Origin of the sequence: Leifsonia sp. McL0618 (assembly GCF_049994905.1) — a bacterium.
Lineage (GTDB): Bacteria > Actinomycetota > Actinomycetes > Actinomycetales > Microbacteriaceae > Diaminobutyricibacter.
In genome coordinates, this window is the sequence record NZ_CP188258.1 from 2,213,525 (window position 1) to 2,232,705 (window position 19,181).

The window sequence follows — 19,181 nt, forward strand, 5'->3', positions numbered from 1 at the left end:
GCTCAGGCGGTGAGTGCCTGGTACCGGCCGCGGGGCAGGAAGAGTGCGCCGACGAGCGCGACCCCGGAGAGCGCGATGAGCATGGTCGCGGCGTCGTGGAGGGCCGGAACCGGCCCTGACGTGACAGCGTTCTGCGTGAAGAGGGTGACGATCACGGCGATGCCGATCGATCCGGCGATGCGCTGCCAGATGCTGAAAAGGGTATTCGCGTCGGCGAGCCGGGCATCCTCGACGCCCCGCAACATCACGGCGAGCAGCGGCGAGATCACGAAACCGATGGATGCGGCGCGGCAGGCGAGCACGAGGGAGGTCATCCAGAGCGGCGTGGCCAGATCGATGGCGAGCAGCGCCACGCTGGCGGCCGTCAGAAGCGCAAAACCCAGTGCGACGGTGACGCGCACGCTCAGCCGCTCGAGGAGTTTCGGGCCGAAGGCGAGGCTGAGCCCGGTGAGCACGCCCTGGGGGAGCAGTGCCGCTCCGGCGGCGAGGGGCGTGTATCCCTGGGCGGTCTGCATGAACACCGGCAGCAGAAAGATCGCTGCGTAGGTGACCACCGAGGCGAAGGCGCACAGCACGAGCGAGAGCACAGCGGGCAGTCGTGTCACAAGGCTCAGATCGACGATCGGATGCGACGACCGCCACGCCCACGCCGCATAGCCTGCGAGCAGCCCAAGCCCGGCGATGAGCGGGATCCAGGTCTGTGGTGCGGCCCATCCTCCGGTCTCGCTGTTGACCGCACCGAAGAGGAACAGCGCGAGACCTGCAGCGAGGAGAACCCAGCCGACGACGTCGAAGCGTGCGCCGGGCTGACGTCCGGTTGCGAGCATCCGGGGGATGCGGCGGGCGCTGATGGCGGCCGCCACCCCGATCGGCAGATTCACGAGGAAGATCGCGCGCCATCCCCACGCGCCGATGAGTACTCCGCCGAGGCTCGGCCCGAGGGCGGGACCCAGAAAGAGCATGATGCCCGCGACCGGAGACATCGACCGGGCGCCCCCACCGCTGCCGAGCAGCATGCTCATCGCCAGGGGAACCATCGGAGCGCCGGCGAGTCCCTGCAGCAGCCGGCCTGCGATGAGGAGTTCTGCAGAGGGCGCCAGAGCGCAGAGCAGCGATGCGCCCGTGAAGGCGACGATGCTGAACACGTAGACCGGCAGCGTGCCGAAGCGACGCGCGAGGTACGACGTGGCGGCGAGTCCGATGCCGAGCGCGAGCAGATATCCGCTGACAGCCCACTGGACGGTGGCGATGGGCGCGTGCAGATCGGCCGCGATCGGTGAGACCGCGACGTTGACGATGCTCGAGTCGAGCATCGACAGCAGGGGGCCGGCGAGGAGTGCGAACTGCACGACAGCGCCGGAACGTGCGCGCGGCAGAGTGGACGCATCCGGAGCCGGCATGGTCAGTCCTTCGACAGCGGGGCTGTCGAAGCGGCATCGCGAAGCCCGGCAAGCCATTCCCTCTCGGCGCTGCATCGGCGGATCAGTTCCGCCGTCACTTCGCGGTTCCAGAGGTCGTATTTGGCATGGTCGAGCAGGGCGGTCAGGTGATGGTTGCGCGCCTCAAGTGCCTGGTCACGCGCATCGAGGATCGCGAGTCGTTCGTAGGGCTCAAGGAGCGAGAATTGCCCCAGCCTCGTCAGGAACTCCAGTTCGTCTCCGGCCATCTCGGGAGGGAGGGCCGCGAGCAGGTCGTGAAGCAGTTCGAGCCCGACGGGAGTGATCGAGTAGACATTGCGCGGCGGCCGGCCCTCCTGTTCCTCCGAGCGCCGGACAACAGCGCCGGACTCCTCGAAGCGCTTGAGGGCGGGGTAGAGCGAGTTGTTGTGGAGGACGACCCCCGTGGTCTCCTCGACGCGCTTGCGAAGTTCGTACCCGTGGGCGGGCTGCCGTCGCAGGTGACGGAGGATGATGATGTCGATCGAGGACACGTAGTCCAGTGTGACCTATGTCACACTGGACGGTCAAGAGGAACTCAGCGTCCAGTGTGGCCCAGGTCAGGCTGGCAAGCGGTCCTCAGCGGTCAGCCGAGCTGGCGGCCGACACTGCCGACCACGGCGTCGAGGGCTGCGCCGGAACCGTCGCGGCGTGCGCCGCCGGCCGGGAGGACACGTGCCACGCCATCCGGTGCCACCGCGAGAGCGGGACCGCGACCGACCCAAGCGAGGGCGAGCTCGCTCTCGCCCTTCAGGAAACGGTGCGAACGCACGCCGCCGGTCGCGCGACCCTTCGCCGGGAACTCCGCGAAGTCGCTGACTTTGGCACTGCCGGGGTCGGTTCCGAGCAGTGTCTCCGTGCTCGTGGCGACCGTGACGACCACCGAGGCGTCTCGTTCAGCGGCCCGGATGACCGCGAAGAAGACGACCCGGGCATCCGCCGCCAGGTTGATGCCCGCCATTCCGCCGGCCGCGCGGCCCTGAGGCCGGACCGTCGACGCCGGAAAGCGCAGCAGCTGAGAATCGGATGCGACGAAGACCAGCTCGTCCGAGTCGGAGCAGTTCGCCGCTCCCACCACTTCGTCGCCCGGCTTCAGTGCGATGACCTCGAACTCGGGCTTGTTCGCCCAATCGCCGGCGGTCACGCGTTTGACGATGCCCTGGCGGGTGCCCAGTGCGATGGATTCGTCGGAGGTGAGCGAGACCAGGGCGAGAACGCGTTCCTTGCGATCCGCAAGGGCGAGGTAGTCCCCGACACGCACGCCTGCGGCGAGCTGGATCGAATTGGCGGGTACTGCGGGAAGGTCGACCGGCGAGAAGCGGATCAGCCGGCCCTTCGAGGTCACCGCACCGATCTCTGTGCGACTTGTCGTGTCGAGGGCGGACAGCAGAGCGTCGTGCTTGCTCCGCCGCGCGGGCGCCTGGATGCGGCCGAGGCCGCCGTCGTCATCCGGCTGCTGATCGACCCGGACGATCCTTCCCGTGGTGCTGAGGAGCACCCGGCACGGCGTATCCGCTACTTCGAGTACGGCGGGCTTGCCGCGCGACGTGGTCGTCGCGATCGACGGCCGGGCTTCGGTGAGGAGGGTTCGTCGCGGCGTGCCGAATTTGGCCGCGACCTGCTCGAGTTCGTCCGAGACGAGCAGCTCGATGCGTTCACGGCTACCGAGGAGCTCCTCGAGTTCGGCGATCTCGGCGCGCAGCTGCTCCTGTTCGGTCTCGAGTTCGATGCGCGAGAACCGGGTGAGCCGGCGCAGGCGGAGTTCCAGAATGTAATCGGCCTGCAGCGTACTCAGGTCGAAGACCTCCATCAGCCGTGTGCGCGCCTGCTCAGTGTCGTCGCTCGTGCGGATGACCTGGATCACCTCGTCGATATCGACGATCGCAATCAGGAGACCCTCCACGAGGTGCAGGCGTTCCTGGCGGCGTGCCAGACGGTATTGGGATCGTCGCGTCACCACGCTGATGCGGTGATCGAGATAGACGCGAAGGAGTTCGCGCAGGCCGAGGGTCTGCGGGCCGCCGTCGACCAACGCGACGTTGTTGATGCTGAAGCCGTCCTCGAGCGGGGTGTGCCGGTAGAGCTGTTCGAGAACGGCTTCCGGGCTGAATCCGGTCTTGATGCCGATCACGAGCCGCAGGCCGCGCGTGCGGTCGCTGAGATCGGTGACGTCGGAGATGCCGCTCAGCTTCTTGGAGTTGACCCCGTCCTTGATCTTCTCGATCACTTTTTCGGGTCCGACGAGATAGGGGAGTTCGGTGACGACCAGGCCGCTCTTGCGTGCAGTGATGCTCTCGACGCTGACCTTGGCGCGCGTCTTGAAGCTGCCGCGGCCGGTCGCATAGGCGTCGCGAACGCCTGCGAGGCCGACGATCGTGCCCCCGGCGGGCAGGTCGGGCCCCGGCACGTACTCCATGAGCTCGTCGAGGGATGCGTCGGGGTTGGCGAGCAGGTGCCGCGCAGCCCCGACGACCTCGATGAGGTTGTGCGGGGCCATGTTGGTCGCCATGCCGACCGCGATGCCGCTGGCCCCATTGACCAGCAGGTTCGGGAAAGCAGCGGGCAGCACGTCGGGCTGCATGAGCTGATTGTCGTAGTTGGGGACGAAGTCGACGACGTCTTCATCGAGGTCCTCGGTGAGTGCGAGGGCCGCGGCAGCAAGGCGGGCCTCGGTATAGCGGGGGGCCGCGGGCCCGTCATCCAGCGAACCGAAGTTGCCGTGACCGTCGATCAGCGGCACGCGCAGGGTGAAGTCCTGGGCCATGCGCACGAGCGCGTCGTAGATCGCGCTGTCGCCGTGCGGGTGGAGCTTTCCCATCACTTCGCCGGTCACGCGGGCCGACTTGACGTGTCCACGGTCGGGGCGCAGCCCCATCTCCGTCATCTGGTACAGGATGCGGCGCTGCACGGGCTTGAGGCCGTCACGCGCGTCGGGGAGCGCCCGCGAATAGATCACGGAGTACGCGTATTCGAGGAACGACCCCTGCATCTCGGTCGTCACATCGACGTCTTCGATTCGTTCCGTCGTCGGAGCTGCTGGGGGGTCGTTAGTCGGATTCATGCGTGCAATCTGGGAGGCGTGCTGGGCGGCACCGAAGGGACGTTTCACTACCGCCGGCCCCGCTCGTGTGTGACAAACTGGGCCGGATGCCCCCCATGCTACCGGCCGCTTTCACGACACGGCTGAGCCTTGCCGCTGTTCTGCCAAGTTCTGTGGATGCGCTGTTCGGTGTGGAGAATCCGCTCGGCCTCCGGCAGGTCGAGCGGATGGTCGTCGTGGTCGTCGACGGGCTGGGTGCTGCGTCACTGCGAGCGCGCGGGGGGCACGCCAGGTTCCTCGCGCCACTCCTCACGAAACCGGCGACGATCGACTCCGGCTTCCCGACCACGACAGCGGCAGCGCTGGCGACGCTCTGCACGGGCACGACGCCGGGCACGCACGGCCTCGTGGGTTACCGTGTGCTCGACAGCGCCTCGGACCGCATGGTGAATCAGCTCAATGGCTGGGATGACCGGCTCGACCCGGCGACGTGGCAGCGCAGCGAGACCGTGTTCGAGCGCGCCGGGCGGATGGGCGTACGCACCTACGCGATCGGCCAGCCGCGCTACAGCGACTCCGGGTTCACTCACGCGGTCCTCCGGGGTGCCGAGTACGTGCCCGGCAAGAAGGTGGCCGACCGGTTCGGGGCCGCCCACGACATCCTGCGCAGGCCGGGACCGAGCCTGACCTACCTCTATGTCAGCGAACTCGACACGATCGCCCACGCATCGGGGTGGGAGTCGCCCGCCTGGACGGCCGAGCTGGAGGCCCTGGATGGCCATCTCGTGGCCCTGACGGCCGCTCTCGGCCGCTCAGACGGAGTCCTCGTCACCGCCGACCATGGGGTGATCGATGTGCCCCAGACCGGCCACGTGCTGTTCGACACCGTTCCGGAGCTCGTCGACCGCGTCGAATACGTGGGGGGCGAGCCACGCTGCCTCCAGCTGTACCTGGCCGACTCGTCGGCGGAGGCGGCCGATCGTCTGGCTGCAGTGTGGAGAGAGGTCGAGGGGGAGCGTGCCTGGGTTGCCACCCGCGCCGAAGCCATCGAGGCGGGATGGTTCGGCTCCGACGTCTCACAAGACGTCCTGCCCCGCATCGGTGATGTGCTCGTGGCCGCCCGTCGCCGGATCGCGTATTACGACTCCCGTGATCCGCTGTTGGCGGGTCGGAACATGATCGGACAGCATGGCTCACTGACCCAGGAGGAGACGCGCGTTCCCCTCATCCGTCTCGGCTCCATCGCCTGACCGGGATACCGGGCTCAGGCCAGGTCGTCGTCCGTGCGTGCTCCGAAGACGATCTCGTCCCAGCTCGGCATCGACGCCCGGCCTTTCTTACCGATTCGTCCCTGCGGGCCGGTGTTCGACTGCGTTCCCGTGCCTGACTGCTGGCCGGTTGCCGACGGCTGGCCGGCCATCGACTGCGGACCCGTGTCTTCCGGAGCAGGCGGGTCCCGGAGCTCCACCGGGTTGACGTTGATCTCTTCGAGTTCGTCCAGCGGCACATCGATGATGCGGATGCCCGGCTCCGCGGCCGGCTTCTCGGGCTTGTCGTCGAACCCCGCGGCCTCACGCTCACCTCGTCGGCGGCGGAGCGCCTCGAGGAGGTCCGCGGTCTGGTGCACGTCTTTCGGCTGGTCGTCGTCGGACCGCTTGATCGCCGAGATCGCAATGGAGTTGTTCGCCGACGGGATGGTGCGGCTGTAGGCGACGGGCTCGAGGAACGGAGCGGCGTCCGGGCCGAGCAGGTCGCTCGGCGTCTCGTGGAACGTGAAGGCCCCGCTGTCGAAGCGCGAGTCGTCGGGTTCGGAGGAGTGTGGTGCGACAGCACGCAGCCGGGGGATGAGTGCGCCCTTCAGCTCGCCCTGCTGCGAGAGTGTCGTCGCCTCGGAGTTGAGCGGTGCGAGAGCATGCTTGCGGGCGTCATACCCCCAGCGAGCGTCGTGGTCGATCTGGTCGGCGGTGAACTCCAGTTTGACGATCCAGCCGGTCTCTGCGTCTTTCCAGCCGGCCCACCGCTCCCCGGCGACGCCGAGCGACGCGAGCCGGTCACGGATGACGGCACCGAACGTCGCACCTTCGCCGAGCGGGTCGACGTCGGCGGTCGTGTGCACGGGAACGCTCAGCGCAGAGGCGACGATGTGCTCACGTTCGGCGACGATCGGACCTTCGAAGCGCTGGATGTACTCCAGCGAAGCGCCCGTGACCGCAGCAACGTCTTCGGCGGACATGCCGGAGCGGATGTGCGCCTGCACCTCCCGCGGTGACAGCTTCGGCGCCGTGGCGGCGGCTTCGGTCTTGCGCTGGCGAAGCCTGGACTGCAGTACTTCGTCGATGGCGATGCGGAACCGTTCACCGTCGTCGCTCGCGGCGAGCAGTGCACCGTTCTCGACTCCGATGACCTTTAAATCCTGCATGATGAAATGCCTTCCCAGCTCTCCGCGTACGTCGCAAGAATGCCACGTGGTACCCCCATTTCCGGGGAATAACTGTGGCGCGCCGGAAGTTGATCACCGAGCAGCGGCATTGCACTACGCAAGTGGTTTGCTATTCCCTGCGGATTGATGCAAACTATGGCCGCCGATTGCGAAAAATCGGTCGTTTATACGAGAAGTGGATGGGCATGGCAACGGATTACGACGCACCACGGAAGACCGAAGACGACTCGGAGTCGATCGAGGCCCTCAAGGAGCGTGTCCCGGACAAGATGTCCGGGGTTGTCGACGTTGACGATGCGGACAACCCAGGTGGCTTCGAACTCCCCGGCGCGGACCTTTCGGACCTCGACCTCGATGTCGTGGTCCTCCCGCCCCAGGCCGACGAATTCACCTGTGTGAACTGCTTCCTGGTGAAGCACCGTTCGCAGATCGATCACGAGACAAAGCTCGGACCGATCTGCGTGGAGTGCGCAGCCTAGGACGCAGCGCTCGCAGCCGCGAGTCGACCTTCATCGAGAGCCCGGACCAGCTGGTCCGGGCTTCTTGTCGAGATCAGCCAGTACGGCGCAGGGTCCTGCGGGTCGAGCACCGGCACCTTCACGACAGGCTTCACCCAGCCGCGGATGAGGAGCCAGGCGCGCGCATCCAGCCGCTGGCCCCGCTCCAGCTGTGCCGCATCCGGCCCGTAGCCCGTCGGCTCGCCCACCAGTGTGAGCGGGATGCTCGCGCGCCCGGCGAAAAGGTCACTGTCGGTGACCCGGATGACCGGCGACGAGGCGATCAACATCGCCACGCAGCCTCCGTACAACACGATCGCGGTAATGATGCCTGCGGTCATGTTGATGGGCGCGAAGACGATGATGCTCGCAGGGATGACGAGGGCCGTCGAGATGTACAGCCAGGGAGCGGCCCAGAGCCGTTCACGATAGAGAACCATGGCTCTATTCGATCAGACTTCTGCACTACCCTCGACACGTGACCGATACCGTTGACGTTCCGATCGTCGCAGGCCTCGTGCCCGCCTATGCCCACCCGGGCGACGCCGGCGCCGATCTCTGTGCCGCCGAAGCCGTGACCCTCGAGCCCGGCGAGCGCGCGACCGTGCCGACAGGCGTGTCCATCGCGCTCCCTGACGGCTTCGCCGGTTTCGTGGTGCCCCGCAGCGGACTGGCCGCGCGGCACGGCATCACGATCGTGAATTCCCCGGGGACCGTGGATGCGGGCTACCGGGGCGAAATCCGGGTCACCATCCTGAACACCGACAGGTCGATGCCGTACGATATCGCCGTCGGCGACCGGATCGCCCAGCTGATCGTGATGCCGGTGACCCGGGCGCGTTTCGTGCCCGTCGACAGCCTTCCGGAGAGCCGGCGTGGAACGTCAGGGTTCGGCTCGACCGGCTACAGCACGGAGCTGAGCACCGCCGTGCAGCCCGAAGACAGCGTCAAGTCAGGAGAACGAGCGTGACCGACACGAGCAGCATCGACCCCACGAGCTGGGAGAAGTCGGCGCCGGCGGATCGCGAGACGGACGGCCCGCTCGACGAAAGCGAAGCCAACCCCGTTCGTCCGTACGTCGACCTCGGCGGAGTGAAGATCCTTCCTCGCGAGGGACTGCACCTGCGGCTCGAGGTCGAGGAGGAGACCCAGCGGGTGGTCGCGGTCGGTCTCGACTACGCGAACTCGACGCTCCAGGTGCAGCCGTTCGCGGCACCCCGCTCCAGCGGACTGTGGCACGAGATCCGGGAGCAGATCGCCGAGCAGGTCGAGCGCCAGGGCGGTCGCACCTCGGTGCGTGACGGTGTCTTCGGCCCGGAACTCGTTGCTGAGATCCCCGTCGCTGCGGCCCAGGGCCCCGGCGGCGAGACGCGTGTCGCTCGCTTCGTCGGCGTCGATGGCCCGCGCTGGTTCCTCCGAGGCGTGATCGCCGGCGATGCCGCTGTCAAGCCCGACGCTGCCGCACTCGTCGAAGACCTGTTCCGCAGCATCGTCGTCGTCCGCGGCACCGTGCCCATGCCTCCCCGTGACCTGATCCCGCTCCGGATGCCGACTGCGCCCCCAACCGGCGACGAAACGCTCTCGGTGTGAGCCTGCCGAGCATGTCCACCCCCGACGACCCGGCGAACCCGGACGACGAACGCGACCCCAGTGTGTCGAACGCCATCGGCGAGGGCCTGGCGAACGCGGCGCGTACCTCAGGCATCGGCAAGCTCGCGGACAGCGACACCCCGACCGGGACGGCGCTTCTTGCGGCGCTCGGAGGCGTTCGCGGGCTCCTGGAGACCATCCTGCCCGGGCTGGTCTTCCTCATCCTGTTCACCTTCACCTCCAACGTTCCGCTCTCCCTCGGCGCCTCGGTACTCGTCGCCATTGCGTTCACCGCGTGGCGGATCATCGGCAAGACCCCGGTCACACAGGCGATCGCGGGCTTGATCGGCGTCGGCCTGTCAGCGATCCTCGCGCTCATCACCGGCCGGGGCGAAGACAACTTCCTCTTCGGCATCGGGCTGAACCTGCTCTACGGTGCAGCCCTGCTGATCTCGATTCTCGTTCGCTGGCCGCTCATCGGCCTCGCATCCGGCTACCTCATGGGCGACGGGCTCGCGTGGCGCAAGGACCGCACCAAATTCCGCGTCATGCAGGCACTCACGTTCCTCTGGTTCCTGCTGTTCGCGGCCCGCCTGATCGTCGAGCTGCCGCTCTACCTGGCGCACACCGACGCGGCGACCACCGGTCTCGGCGTCGCCAGGCTGCTGATGGGAGTTCCGCTCTACGCGCCGCTCCTGCTGGTGACCTGGTTCGTGGTCCGGGGACTCTACGGGGTCGGCGGCACGAAAAAGACAGTTACACCGCCCGAACCCGAACCCGCCGGTCCCGACCGGCCCGAGTCGAACCGGACCTGACGTTCCGTGACGTACGCGCGCACAGGGGAGGGACTGACCCGCGCGGAAGTGGCGGAGCGCCACGCCAGCGGGCGTGGAAACACGGTGACACAACCGACGTCGCGCTCGATCTCGGACATCCTGCGTGAGAACGTCTTCACGCTGTTCAACGGCATCCTGACCGGATGCTTCATCGCGGTTCTCATCCTGGGCGACCTCCGCGACGGCTTCTTCTACGGCGTCGTGGTCGTGAATGCGCTGATCGGGATCATTGGGGAGGTGCGCGCGAAGCTGGTCCTCGACCGCGCCGCGCTGCTCGCCGCGCCGGAGAGCCGCGTGAAACGCGACGGCGCAGTGGAGACGGTGGCTCTAGCCGATGTGGTGCTCGACGACCTCCTCGTGCTGAGGCCGGGCGATCAGATCCCGGCCGACGCGGTCGTGGTCGAGAGCAACGGGCTCGGGCTCGACGAGTCGCTCCTGACCGGCGAGGCCGATCCTGTGCTCAAAGACGAAGAGGACCAGCTCCTCTCCGGCTCGCACGTCGTGAGCGGCACAGGGTACGCGACGGTGACCGCGGTCGGCGCCGACTCGTACGCCAGCCGGCTGACCTCCGAGATCCGCAAGCACTCGCTGGTGCGCTCCGAATTGCGCGACGCGACGAACCGCATCCTCGTCTACCTGTCCTGGATCCTCGGGCCGCTCATCGTCATCACCCTCATCGGCCGGGTGCTCACCTATGGGGGTTTCGCGACGCTCGGCCAGAACGGACACTGGCGGCGCGCACTTCTCGACGCCGTTGCGGCCGTCGTCGGAATGATCCCCGAGGGACTGGTTCTCCTGACAAGCCTCGCCTTCGGGGTTGCGGCTATCCAGCTCGCGGCCCGCAAGGTGCTCGTGCAGGAGCTCGCGGCGGTCGAGGTCCTCGCCCGTGTCGACGTGCTGTGCCTCGACAAGACGGGCACGCTCACGAGCGGCGAACTGGCGTTCGACCGCATCCTTCCGCTGGGGGATGCGGTGCCCCAGCAGCAAGCGGAGCTCGCCCTGGCGGCCTTCGGGGCCGACGACGCCGGCAACGCCACGGCTGGCATCCTGTCGAATCATTTCCGCTCGGCCGCCGTCTTCGTCGAGCACCGCATCCCGTTCAGTTCCGCGACGAAGTTCAGCGGTGTCGTATTCGCGGCAGGCGATGTGCGGTCGTCCTGGCTGCTTGGCGCGCCCGAGCGGCTGCTGGAGGAGCATCCCGACGAGCTGGCCCAGGCCACCGCGGTCGCGGCGACGGGCAAACGGACCCTCGCCCTGGTGCGAGCCATCGACCCACTGCCGACCGGACTGCATGCACCGATCAGGGGAGTACGCGTCGAGCCGGCACAGCTCGTGGTGTTCGAGGAGTCGGTGCGCCCGGCGGCACGAGCGACGCTCGGCTACTTCCGAACGCAGGCAGTGCGCGTGGTGGTGATGTCGGGGGACAACCCGGTGACCGTGTCTGCCGTCGCACGCGCGCTCGACCTCGACGGCGAGGCCGTCGACGCATCGAAACTCCACGGGGATGCGGAACTGGCCGCGGCTCTCGAGACCTCGGACATCTTCGGCCGCGTCAGCCCGGAGCAGAAGCGGGCCGCGGTGGGCATCCTCCGCGAGATGGGTCGCACGGTCGCGATGACCGGCGACGGCGTGAACGACGCGATGGCGATCAAGGATGCCGATCTCGGCATAGCCATGGGTACCGCGACCGCCGCGACGAAGGCCGTCTCCCGGATCGTGCTGCTCGACAATCGCTTCGACAGGCTCCCCGACGTTCTGGGCTTCGGCCGCCGGGTCATCGCCAACGTCGAACGGGTCGCGAACCTGTTCCTCGCAAAGACGGTGTACGGCATCCTTCTCGCGCTGGTGAGCGCGGTGATGCTGTGGCCCTTCCCGTTCCTGCCGCGGCAGCTCACCCTGGTGTCGACACTGGCCATCGGCATCCCGGCGTTCGTGCTCGCTCTCGCACCCAATCGCCGCATTTACACGCCGGGCGTGCTGCGGCGCATCCTGACCTATTCGATCCCCACCGGCACCATCGCGGCCGCCGCGTGCGTGATCGCCTACTTTCCGCTTTACCGCAGCATCCCCCTTCCCGAGGTGCGCAGCATCACGACGATCACCCTGTTCTGCGTGTCGCTCTGGATCCTCTGCGTGCTCACCAGACCGCTCAGCTGGCCCCGGATCGCACTGCTGGCCGGAGTGGTCGTGGCGATGCTCCTGGTGTGCGTACTGCCGGCCACGAGAGACTTCTTCATGATGCACATCCCGCTCTCGCTCGAACTGCTGTGGGGCATCGTCGCCGGCGTCGCAGGGGCGGCCGGAATCGAAGTCTTCTACCGCTTCGCGAGGCGGCGGGAGCTGGTGTTCGACCGGGAATGACGGCGCATACGCACGTCTCGACAAGCCTTTTCGTTATGCTAGATTTATCTCGACGTCAAGATAAATTGTGAAGCGAACGGATGCCGGAAGCGGGCCCGCCACTTAGGCTAGCCTTGCTGGAAACCCGCTTTGTTCGACCACGAATATTGATCATGAGGGCCGGCTTCTTCCGTGCCTGCCGATGAAGGAGAGGGCAACGTGTCTGCGGTAAACAGCTTTGGAGCAAAGGACACCCTCCGGGTCGGGTCGACGGATTATGAAGTCTTCCGAATCGACACCGTTCCGGGTTACGAGAAGCTCCCGTTCAGCCTGAAGGTCCTCCTCGAGAACCTGCTTCGCACCGAAGACGGCGCGAACATCACGGCCGACCATATCAATGCGCTCGGCGGATGGGAACCGACGGCCGAGCCCGACACCGAGATCCAGTTCACGCCGGCACGCGTGATCATGCAGGACTTCACCGGTGTGCCGTGCATCGTCGACCTCGCGACCATGCGCGAGGCGGTGTCCGCCCTCGGCGGCGACCCCAGGAAGATCAACCCGCTCGCGCCTGCCGAGATGGTCATCGACCACTCCGTCATCGCCGACCTCTTCGGCACCGAGAACGCGCTCGAGCGCAACACCGACATCGAGTACGAGCGCAACGGTGAGCGCTACCAGTTCCTCCGCTGGGGCCAGACAGCGTTCGACGACTTCAAGGTCGTGCCCCCGGGCACCGGCATCGTGCACCAGGTCAACATCGAGTACCTGGCACGCGTCACCATGACGCGCGAGGTCGGCGGCTCGCTTCAGGCCTACCCCGACACCTGCGTCGGCACCGACTCGCACACGACCATGGTCAACGGCCTCGGTGTGCTCGGCTGGGGCGTCGGCGGCATCGAGGCGGAGGCCGCCATGCTCGGCCAGCCCGTCTCCATGCTCATCCCCAAGGTCGTCGGCTTCAAGCTGACCGGGGCGATCCCCACCGGCGTCACTGCGACCGACGTGGTTCTCACCATCACGCAGATGCTCCGCAAGCACGGCGTCGTCGGCAAGTTCGTCGAGTTCTACGGCGCGGGCGTCGCGGAGGTTCCCCTGGCGAACCGCGCAACGATCGGCAACATGAGCCCGGAATTCGGTTCGACGGCCGCCATGTTCCCGATCGACGACGTGACGCTCGACTACCTGCGCCTGACCGGCCGCAGCGCTGAGCAGATCGCGCTCGTCGAGCAGTACTCGAAGCTGCAGTCACTCTGGCACGACCCGTCGACCGAGCCCGTCTTCAGCGAGTACCTCGAACTCGACCTCGGCACCGTCGTGCCGTCGATCGCCGGCCCGAAGCGCCCGCAGGACCGCATCATCCTGGCCGAGGCCAAAGAGCAGTTCGAGAAAGACCTCGTCGACTATGCCGAGATCGACCACGATCTCGTCGACCTGACGATCTCGGAGTCGTTCCCGGCCTCCGACCCGGGAGAGCTTGGCCCGCAGGACAGCAACAACACGCACGTGCACCACCACCACAGCCACGCACCGAAGTCTGCGTCGAGCCCCACCCCGGTGACCATCGCCGAGACAGGCACCTCGTTCACGCTCGATCACGGAGCCGTCGCGATCGCAGCGATCACGTCGTGCACGAACACGTCGAACCCTTCGGTCATGCTGGCTGCCGGGCTCCTGGCGCGCAACGCGGCCAGGAAGGGCCTGAAGTCCAAGCCGTGGGTCAAGACCACGCTGGCTCCCGGGTCCAAAGTCGTCACCGACTACTACGAGAAGGCGGGACTCACCGGCTACCTCGAAGATCTCGGCTTCTACACCGTCGGCTACGGCTGCACCACCTGCATCGGCAACTCCGGGCCACTGATCGACGAGATCTCCCAGGCCGTCAACCAGAACGACCTCGCCGTCACCGCGGTTCTCTCCGGCAACCGCAACTTCGAGGGCCGCATCAACCCCGACGTGAAGATGAACTACCTGGCCAGCCCCCCGCTGGTCATCGCATACGCCCTCGCCGGGTCGATGAACTTCGACTTCGAGGTGGACGCGCTCGGCACCGACCAGGACGGCAACGACGTGTTCCTCAAAGACATCTGGCCCGACGCGGCCGAGGTGCAGGAGACGATCGACTCGTCGATCAACGAGGGCATGTTCACCCACGAGTACTCGAGCGTCTTCGAGGGCGACGACCGCTGGAAGTCGCTCCCGACGCCCACCGGTTCGGTGTTCGAATGGGACGAGAAGTCGACGTATGTGCGCAAGCCCCCGTACTTCGAAGGCATGACACTGGAAACCACGCCGGTCACCGACATCCAGGGCGCACGTGTTCTGGCGAAGCTCGGCGACTCGGTCACCACCGACCACATCAGCCCGGCCGGCAACATCAAGGCCGACAGCCCCGCCGGCAAGTACCTCGACGAGCACGGCATCGACCGCAAGGACTACAACTCCTACGGATCGCGGCGCGGCAACCACGAGGTGATGATCCGCGGGACCTTCGCGAACATCCGCCTCAGGAACCAGCTCCTCGACGGAGTCGAAGGCGGGTACACCCGCGACTTCACGCAGGAGGGCGGCCCCCAGTCGTTCATCTACGACGCGGCGCAGAACTACCAGGCGCAGGGCACCCCGCTCGTCATCCTCGGCGGCAAAGAGTACGGCTCCGGCTCGTCGCGCGACTGGGCTGCGAAGGGCACGAGCCTCCTCGGCGTTCGGGCGGTCATCACCGAGAGCTTCGAGCGCATCCACCGGTCGAACCTGATCGGCATGGGAGTCGTGCCCCTGCAGTTCCCGGCAGGGGAGACCTGGGCGTCGCTCGGTCTCGATGGCACCGAAGAGATCAGCATCAGCGGTCTCGAAGAGCTGAACGCGGGCACGACACCGAAGACGGTTCACGTCGTCGCGGCGCCGACCGCCGATTCTCCCGCCGGCAAGCAGACCGTCGAGTTCGACGCGGTCGTGCGTATCGACACACCCGGAGAAGCCGACTACTACCGCAACGGCGGCATCCTGCAGTACGTGCTCCGGAGCCTTGTGGCCTGACCGCATCCGCCAACCGAGTGTCGCCGCGGCGACCGGAACGTTCCCGCTTCAGGGCGGCTGAACCCCGGACGAAACGGCGGCACTCGGTCTTTCCGGAGCGTGCGCGCCTAAACTCGAACCCATGAGTATCCTCGAGACCATCTCCGGTCCCCGCGACCTGGACGCTCTTTCCACGGAGCAGCTCGTTCAGCTCGCCGCCGAGATCCGTGAATTCCTGATCTCGAACGTCTCGAAGACCGGGGGACACCTGGGTCCGAACCTCGGAGTCGTCGAGTCGACCATCGCGATCCACCGTGTCTTCGACTCGCCGCGCGATGCGATCGTCTTCGACACCGGACACCAGTCGTACGTGCACAAGCTGCTCACCGGCCGGCAGGACTTCAGCATGCTGCGCCAGCGCGGCGGACTCGCCGGATACCCGCAACGGTCGGAATCCGTGCACGACATCGTCGAGAGCTCGCACGCATCCAGTTCGCTCTCGTGGGCCGACGGCATCTCCCGGGCATTCTCGATGACCGGCCAGGGCGACCGACACGTCGTCGCCATGGTCGGCGACGGCGCGCTCACGGGAGGCATGACCTGGGAGGCGCTCAACAACATCACCGACGACAACACCCGTCGGCTGATCATCATCGTCAACGACAACGGCCGCTCGTATGCGCCGACGATCGGCGGGATGGCGCGCTTTCTCAACACGGTTCGAACGCGCCGCTCCTACCGCAGCCTCTACCTCACCAGCCGCAAGGCGTTCGACAAGCTCGGAACCCCCGGCCAGTCGCTGTATCGCGGAATGCGCGGGGGCCTCCACGGGTTCCTCAGCAGGTTCTCCAACAACGAGGCGCTCTACTCCAACCTCGACATCAAGTACATCGGTCCCGTACACGGCCATGACATCGAAGCGGTGGAGGAGGCGCTGCGCCAGGCGAAGAACTACGGCGCTCCGGTCATCGTCCACGTGATCACCCAGAAGGGGCGGGGCTACGAGCCGGCCGTGCGTGACAAGGCCGACCAGTTTCATGCGGTCGGGCAGATCGACCCGGAGACGGGCGAATCGATCGAGAGCTCGAGCAAGCAGTCGTGGACATCGGTCTTCGCCGATGAGATCGTGAAGCTCGCCGAGCGCAACCCGCGCATCGTCGGCATCACGGCGGCGATGCTGCGCCCGACAGGCCTGCACAAATTCGCTGAGCGCTTTCCAGGTCGGGTCCACGATGTCGGCATCGCTGAACAGCACGCGGCGACCAGCGCCGCCGGCCTCGCTTTCGGCGGTCTGCATCCTGTCGTCGCCATCTACGCGACATTCATCAATCGCGCATTCGACCAGGTGCTGATGGACGTCGCCCTGCACAGGGCGGGCGTGACGTTCGTCCTCGACCGGGCCGGCGTCACCGGACCGGACGGGCCGAGCCACCACGGCATCTGGGACCTCGCCATCCTGCAGGTCGTGCCGAACATCCGCCTCGCTGCGCCCCGCGACGGCACCCGATTCCGGGAGGAGCTCGCCGAGGCTGTCGCCGTCGACGATGCGCCGACTGTGCTGCGTTTCCCGAAGGGCGCCGTGAACCCCGACATCGACGCGCAACGCCGCACAGATGACGGCGTGGACGTGTTGCGTGAGGCTCCCCACAAAGACGTGCTGCTGGTGACCGTCGGCCCGATGGCCGACCTCGGCCTCAAAGTGGCCGACCGGCTCGCGGCCCAGGGCATCGGTGCGACGGTCGTCGACCCGCGCTGGGTCGTTCCCGTTCCCCGTTCGATCCTGGCCCTCGCGGCCGAGCACCGCATCGTCGTCACGATCGAGGACGGGATCCGTGTCGGCGGGATCGGTACGCGCGTCCGCCAGGACCTCCGCGAAGCCGGGATCGACACGGCGGTCGACGAACTCGGGCTTCCGGATGCGTTCCTCGATCACGCCACGCGCGAGCAGATCCTCGAAGACGCCGGGCTGACACCGCAGAAGATCGCGCGCGACCTGGTCGCCCAGGTGCTCGGGAGCAAAGTTCCGGTCGCGCGCCCCCTGCCGACGGAAGAGGGCGAGGGTCGCGACGTCGGCCGGCAGGCAGCACGCGAGGACCGGCTTCGCGACTGAGGGGTCGTGCCGACGCGGCTGACGCCTGCCCGGCGGCTACGCGGAAGCCAGGACGATCGGCCGGTACGGCTTGACCGGCTCCCTGCCCTGGAATTCGAGGATCGCAGGGTTGACGATCTCTCCGTTCCTGATCTCGATCGCCCGGCGGATGGTGTCATCGGACTCCCACGCCGGGGCGCCGCCCATGACGGTTCGCACGAACGGTGTGAGCGCCTCGCCGATCTCCCAGGTGGCAGAATCCCAGAGATATGACGGGCTGTGGTCGACGGCGTAGTAGCGTACGTGGTCGCCGACCTCGAATACCGGCTCATCGAACGTTGTCGGGGTCGCCCAGCTGAAACCCATTCCTTCGTCGCAGGACACGTCGACGATGAGGCTCCCCGGCGTGAATGCCGCCAGATCGGACTCGTCGAGGTAGTTCAGGGGAGCATTCGGGTCCTGCAGGGTGCAGTTGACCACGATGTCGGCCTCGGCGAGGAACGGTGCGAGCGGTACGCGGCCGTGTTCGGTGATCACGTGGCTCAGGTGTGGTGCGATCTCATCGTGGTCGAACTGCACGATGTGCACGGAGTGGATGGGCGACCCGACGGCCGCCACCTCGCGGTTGGTCAGCACCTGCACATCGTGCACGCCATGGGCGTTGAGCGCGGTCACAGCACCACGAGCAGTCGCTCCGAAACCGATCACCACTGCGCTCAGGCGGCGACCGTAATCGCCGGTGAGCCCCACCACCTCCAGCGCATGCAGTACCGAGCAGTACCCGGCGAGCTCGTTGTTCTTGTGAAAGACATGCAATCCGAATCCACCGCTTCGCTTCCAGTGGTTCATGGCCTCGAACGCGATGAGCGTGAGTCCTTTGTCGATGGCGAGCTGGGTCATCTCGCGGTCCTGGACACAATGCGGCCATCCCCACAGCACCTGCCCGTCGCGAAGGTCGCGCAGGTCGCTGTGCTGCGGTTTCGGCAGCAGGATCACGTCGGACTCAGCGATCACCTGCTCGCGGGTTCCGATCGCCCCGACATAGGGACGCAGCTGATCATCCGTGAGGCCGAACCGAACTCCGTACCCGTGTTCGAGCATGATCGATGCCCGCAGGTCGGCGTCGATCCGATCGAGGCGTGCCGGATGCAGCGGCAGGCGCCTTTCCCGCGGCTTGCGGGAGCTGGCGAGCACGCCGAGACTCATCGTCGGGTCGAAATTGATGGCGTCGAAGAACCTGGCGTCGTGCGGAACATCCATGATGGCTTCCCTTGGTGGGCGCCACGTTGGCTCCGTGTTCGCGACTCTATGCCCCGAACCTGTGGGCCTCTCAGCTGAGCCGGTAGACGAGCCCGACGGCTCCGCCCTCGAACGGTGTCGTGCTGACGAGGGTGAGCGGCGCAGACGCATGCGCGACCGGCAGCAGCGGCTTGCCCGATCCCACGATGATCGGCATGACCGTCACCCGGAGCTCGTCGAGCAGTCCCGCATCGGCGAACTGCGCTGCAACGTCACCACCGCCGACGACCCAGACGTCGCGGTCGCCGGCTGCGTCACGTGCAACCCCATCGAGCTGCGCGATCTCGCCCGCCCAGAACACGAGCTCAGCTCCCGCAATCGGCGGCAGCCGGCGGTGAGTGAGCACCCAGGTCGGGATACCCGGGTACGGCCACTCGAGATTCGGCTGCTTCAGAAGGAACTCGTATGTCACCGCACCCATGACGATCGCGCCGATTCCCGCATAGAACGCCTTGTAGTCGTCTTCGAAGGCGGCGAAGCCGAATTGTTCGAGCCATTCGATGTTGTCGTCGGCGTCGGCGATGAATCCGTCGATCGATGATGCGACGTAATACTGGGTGAGAGCCATGGCCCGCACGCTACCAGCGGCGGCCGACGTC

General features: G+C 66.9%; 15 protein-coding genes. 8 read left to right on the forward strand and 7 right to left on the reverse strand.

The genetic code is table 11. The features are described 5' to 3' along the window. Positions 1-2: 2 nt before the first annotated feature. The 3 genes from ACPPVQ_RS10595 to ACPPVQ_RS10605 form a co-directional block, all read right to left on the reverse strand. Positions 3-1,400: a DHA2 family efflux MFS transporter permease subunit gene (locus ACPPVQ_RS10595; protein WP_426515065.1), complete on the reverse strand. Its 1,398-nt coding sequence runs from the start codon at positions 1,398-1,400 to the stop codon at positions 3-5. Positions 1,401-1,402: 2 nt separating this feature from the next. Further along, positions 1,403-1,930 carry a PadR family transcriptional regulator gene (locus tag ACPPVQ_RS10600; RefSeq protein WP_426515066.1) on the reverse strand — a complete coding sequence of 176 codons (528 nt, stop codon included), beginning with the start codon at positions 1,928-1,930 and terminating at the stop codon, positions 1,403-1,405. A gap of 92 nt (positions 1,931-2,022) precedes the next feature. Beyond that, complete coding sequence (locus ACPPVQ_RS10605; protein WP_426515067.1) at positions 2,023-4,497, reverse strand: DNA gyrase/topoisomerase IV subunit A; 2,475 nt, start codon at positions 4,495-4,497, stop codon at positions 2,023-2,025. Between the two features lie 86 nt (positions 4,498-4,583). On the opposite strand from ACPPVQ_RS10605, the gene ACPPVQ_RS10610 reads away from it, so the two are divergent. Next, a complete protein-coding gene (locus ACPPVQ_RS10610; protein ID WP_426515068.1) occupies positions 4,584-5,726 on the forward strand; it encodes an alkaline phosphatase family protein in 1,143 nt (380 codons plus the stop codon). Positions 5,727-5,740: 14 nt separating this feature from the next. Here the strand turns inward: ACPPVQ_RS10610 and sepH are convergent, their stop codons facing one another. Beyond that, positions 5,741-6,895, reverse strand: a complete 1,155-nt coding sequence (sepH, locus tag ACPPVQ_RS10615) for a septation protein SepH (protein WP_426515069.1) — start codon at positions 6,893-6,895, stop codon at positions 5,741-5,743. Between the two features lie 206 nt (positions 6,896-7,101). On the opposite strand from sepH, the gene ACPPVQ_RS10620 reads away from it, so the two are divergent. Further along, positions 7,102-7,395, forward strand: a complete 294-nt coding sequence (locus ACPPVQ_RS10620; RefSeq protein WP_163289790.1) for a DUF4193 domain-containing protein — start codon at positions 7,102-7,104, stop codon at positions 7,393-7,395. Here ACPPVQ_RS10620 and ACPPVQ_RS10625 read toward each other — a convergent pair. Beyond that, positions 7,392-7,853, reverse strand: a complete 462-nt coding sequence (locus ACPPVQ_RS10625; protein WP_426515070.1) for a DUF3093 domain-containing protein — start codon at positions 7,851-7,853, stop codon at positions 7,392-7,394. The two genes, ACPPVQ_RS10620 and ACPPVQ_RS10625, sit on opposite strands and share 4 nt — an antisense overlap. Before the next feature lie 38 nt (positions 7,854-7,891). Between ACPPVQ_RS10625 and dut the strand changes: the two genes are divergently transcribed. The 6 genes from dut to dxs all read left to right on the forward strand — a co-directional run bounded on the left by dut (position 7,892) and on the right by dxs (position 17,304). Beyond that, positions 7,892-8,383 (forward strand): dUTP diphosphatase, encoded by a 492-nt coding sequence (gene dut, locus ACPPVQ_RS10630; protein WP_426515071.1) that lies wholly within the window; start codon positions 7,892-7,894, stop codon positions 8,381-8,383. After that, positions 8,380-9,003 carry a DUF3710 domain-containing protein gene (locus ACPPVQ_RS10635; protein ID WP_426515072.1) on the forward strand — a complete coding sequence of 208 codons (624 nt, stop codon included), beginning with the start codon at positions 8,380-8,382 and terminating at the stop codon, positions 9,001-9,003. Before dut ends, ACPPVQ_RS10635 begins: the two co-directional genes overlap by 4 nt. A gap of 11 nt (positions 9,004-9,014) precedes the next feature. Next, positions 9,015-9,818, forward strand: coding sequence for a DUF3159 domain-containing protein (locus ACPPVQ_RS10640; RefSeq protein ID WP_426515073.1), 804 nt, complete (start codon positions 9,015-9,017; stop codon positions 9,816-9,818). Positions 9,819-9,902: 84 nt separating this feature from the next. After that, entirely contained in the window at positions 9,903-12,200 is a 2,298-nt protein-coding gene (locus ACPPVQ_RS10645) for an HAD-IC family P-type ATPase (RefSeq protein ID WP_426515074.1), read from the forward strand. Positions 12,201-12,398: 198 nt separating this feature from the next. Further along, positions 12,399-15,215, forward strand: a complete 2,817-nt coding sequence (acnA, locus tag ACPPVQ_RS10650) for an aconitate hydratase AcnA (RefSeq protein WP_426515075.1) — start codon at positions 12,399-12,401, stop codon at positions 15,213-15,215. A gap of 121 nt (positions 15,216-15,336) precedes the next feature. Then, positions 15,337-17,304: a 1-deoxy-D-xylulose-5-phosphate synthase gene (gene dxs, locus ACPPVQ_RS10655; RefSeq protein ID WP_426515076.1), complete on the forward strand. Its 1,968-nt coding sequence runs from the start codon at positions 15,337-15,339 to the stop codon at positions 17,302-17,304. A 36-nt stretch (positions 17,305-17,340) separates the two neighbouring features. Here dxs and ACPPVQ_RS10660 read toward each other — a convergent pair whose 3' ends face one another. Together ACPPVQ_RS10660 and ACPPVQ_RS10665 are read right to left on the reverse strand one after the other, a co-directional pair. Continuing rightward, on the reverse strand, positions 17,341-18,543 hold the full coding sequence (locus ACPPVQ_RS10660) for a N(5)-(carboxyethyl)ornithine synthase (protein WP_426515077.1): 1,203 nt from the start codon (positions 18,541-18,543) through the stop codon (positions 17,341-17,343). 70 nt (positions 18,544-18,613) lie between these two features. Then, positions 18,614-19,150, reverse strand: a complete 537-nt coding sequence (locus ACPPVQ_RS10665) for a dihydrofolate reductase family protein (RefSeq protein ID WP_426515078.1) — start codon at positions 19,148-19,150, stop codon at positions 18,614-18,616. Positions 19,151-19,181 lie beyond the last annotated feature (31 nt).

Bases quoted from the DNA above. Each gene is read 5' to 3' on its own strand.
- ACPPVQ_RS10610 (WP_426515068.1), top strand. From the start codon at position 4,584: ATGCCCCCCATGCTACCGGCCGCTTTCACGACACGGCTGAGCCTTGCC.
- ACPPVQ_RS10595 (WP_426515065.1), bottom strand. From the start codon at position 1,400: ATGCCGGCTCCGGATGCGTCCACTCTGCCGCGCGCACGTTCCGGCGCT.
- dxs (WP_426515076.1), top strand. From the start codon at position 15,337: ATGAGTATCCTCGAGACCATCTCCGGTCCCCGCGACCTGGACGCTCTT.
- ACPPVQ_RS10605 (WP_426515067.1), bottom strand. From the start codon at position 4,497: ATGAATCCGACTAACGACCCCCCAGCAGCTCCGACGACGGAACGAATC.
- sepH (WP_426515069.1), bottom strand. From the start codon at position 6,895: ATGCAGGATTTAAAGGTCATCGGAGTCGAGAACGGTGCACTGCTCGCC.
- ACPPVQ_RS10640 (WP_426515073.1), top strand. From the start codon at position 9,015: ATGTCCACCCCCGACGACCCGGCGAACCCGGACGACGAACGCGACCCC.
- ACPPVQ_RS10625 (WP_426515070.1), bottom strand. From the start codon at position 7,853: ATGGTTCTCTATCGTGAACGGCTCTGGGCCGCTCCCTGGCTGTACATC.
- ACPPVQ_RS10660 (WP_426515077.1), bottom strand. From the start codon at position 18,543: ATGGATGTTCCGCACGACGCCAGGTTCTTCGACGCCATCAATTTCGAC.
- ACPPVQ_RS10665 (WP_426515078.1), bottom strand. From the start codon at position 19,150: ATGGCTCTCACCCAGTATTACGTCGCATCATCGATCGACGGATTCATC.
- ACPPVQ_RS10620 (WP_163289790.1), top strand. From the start codon at position 7,102: ATGGCAACGGATTACGACGCACCACGGAAGACCGAAGACGACTCGGAG.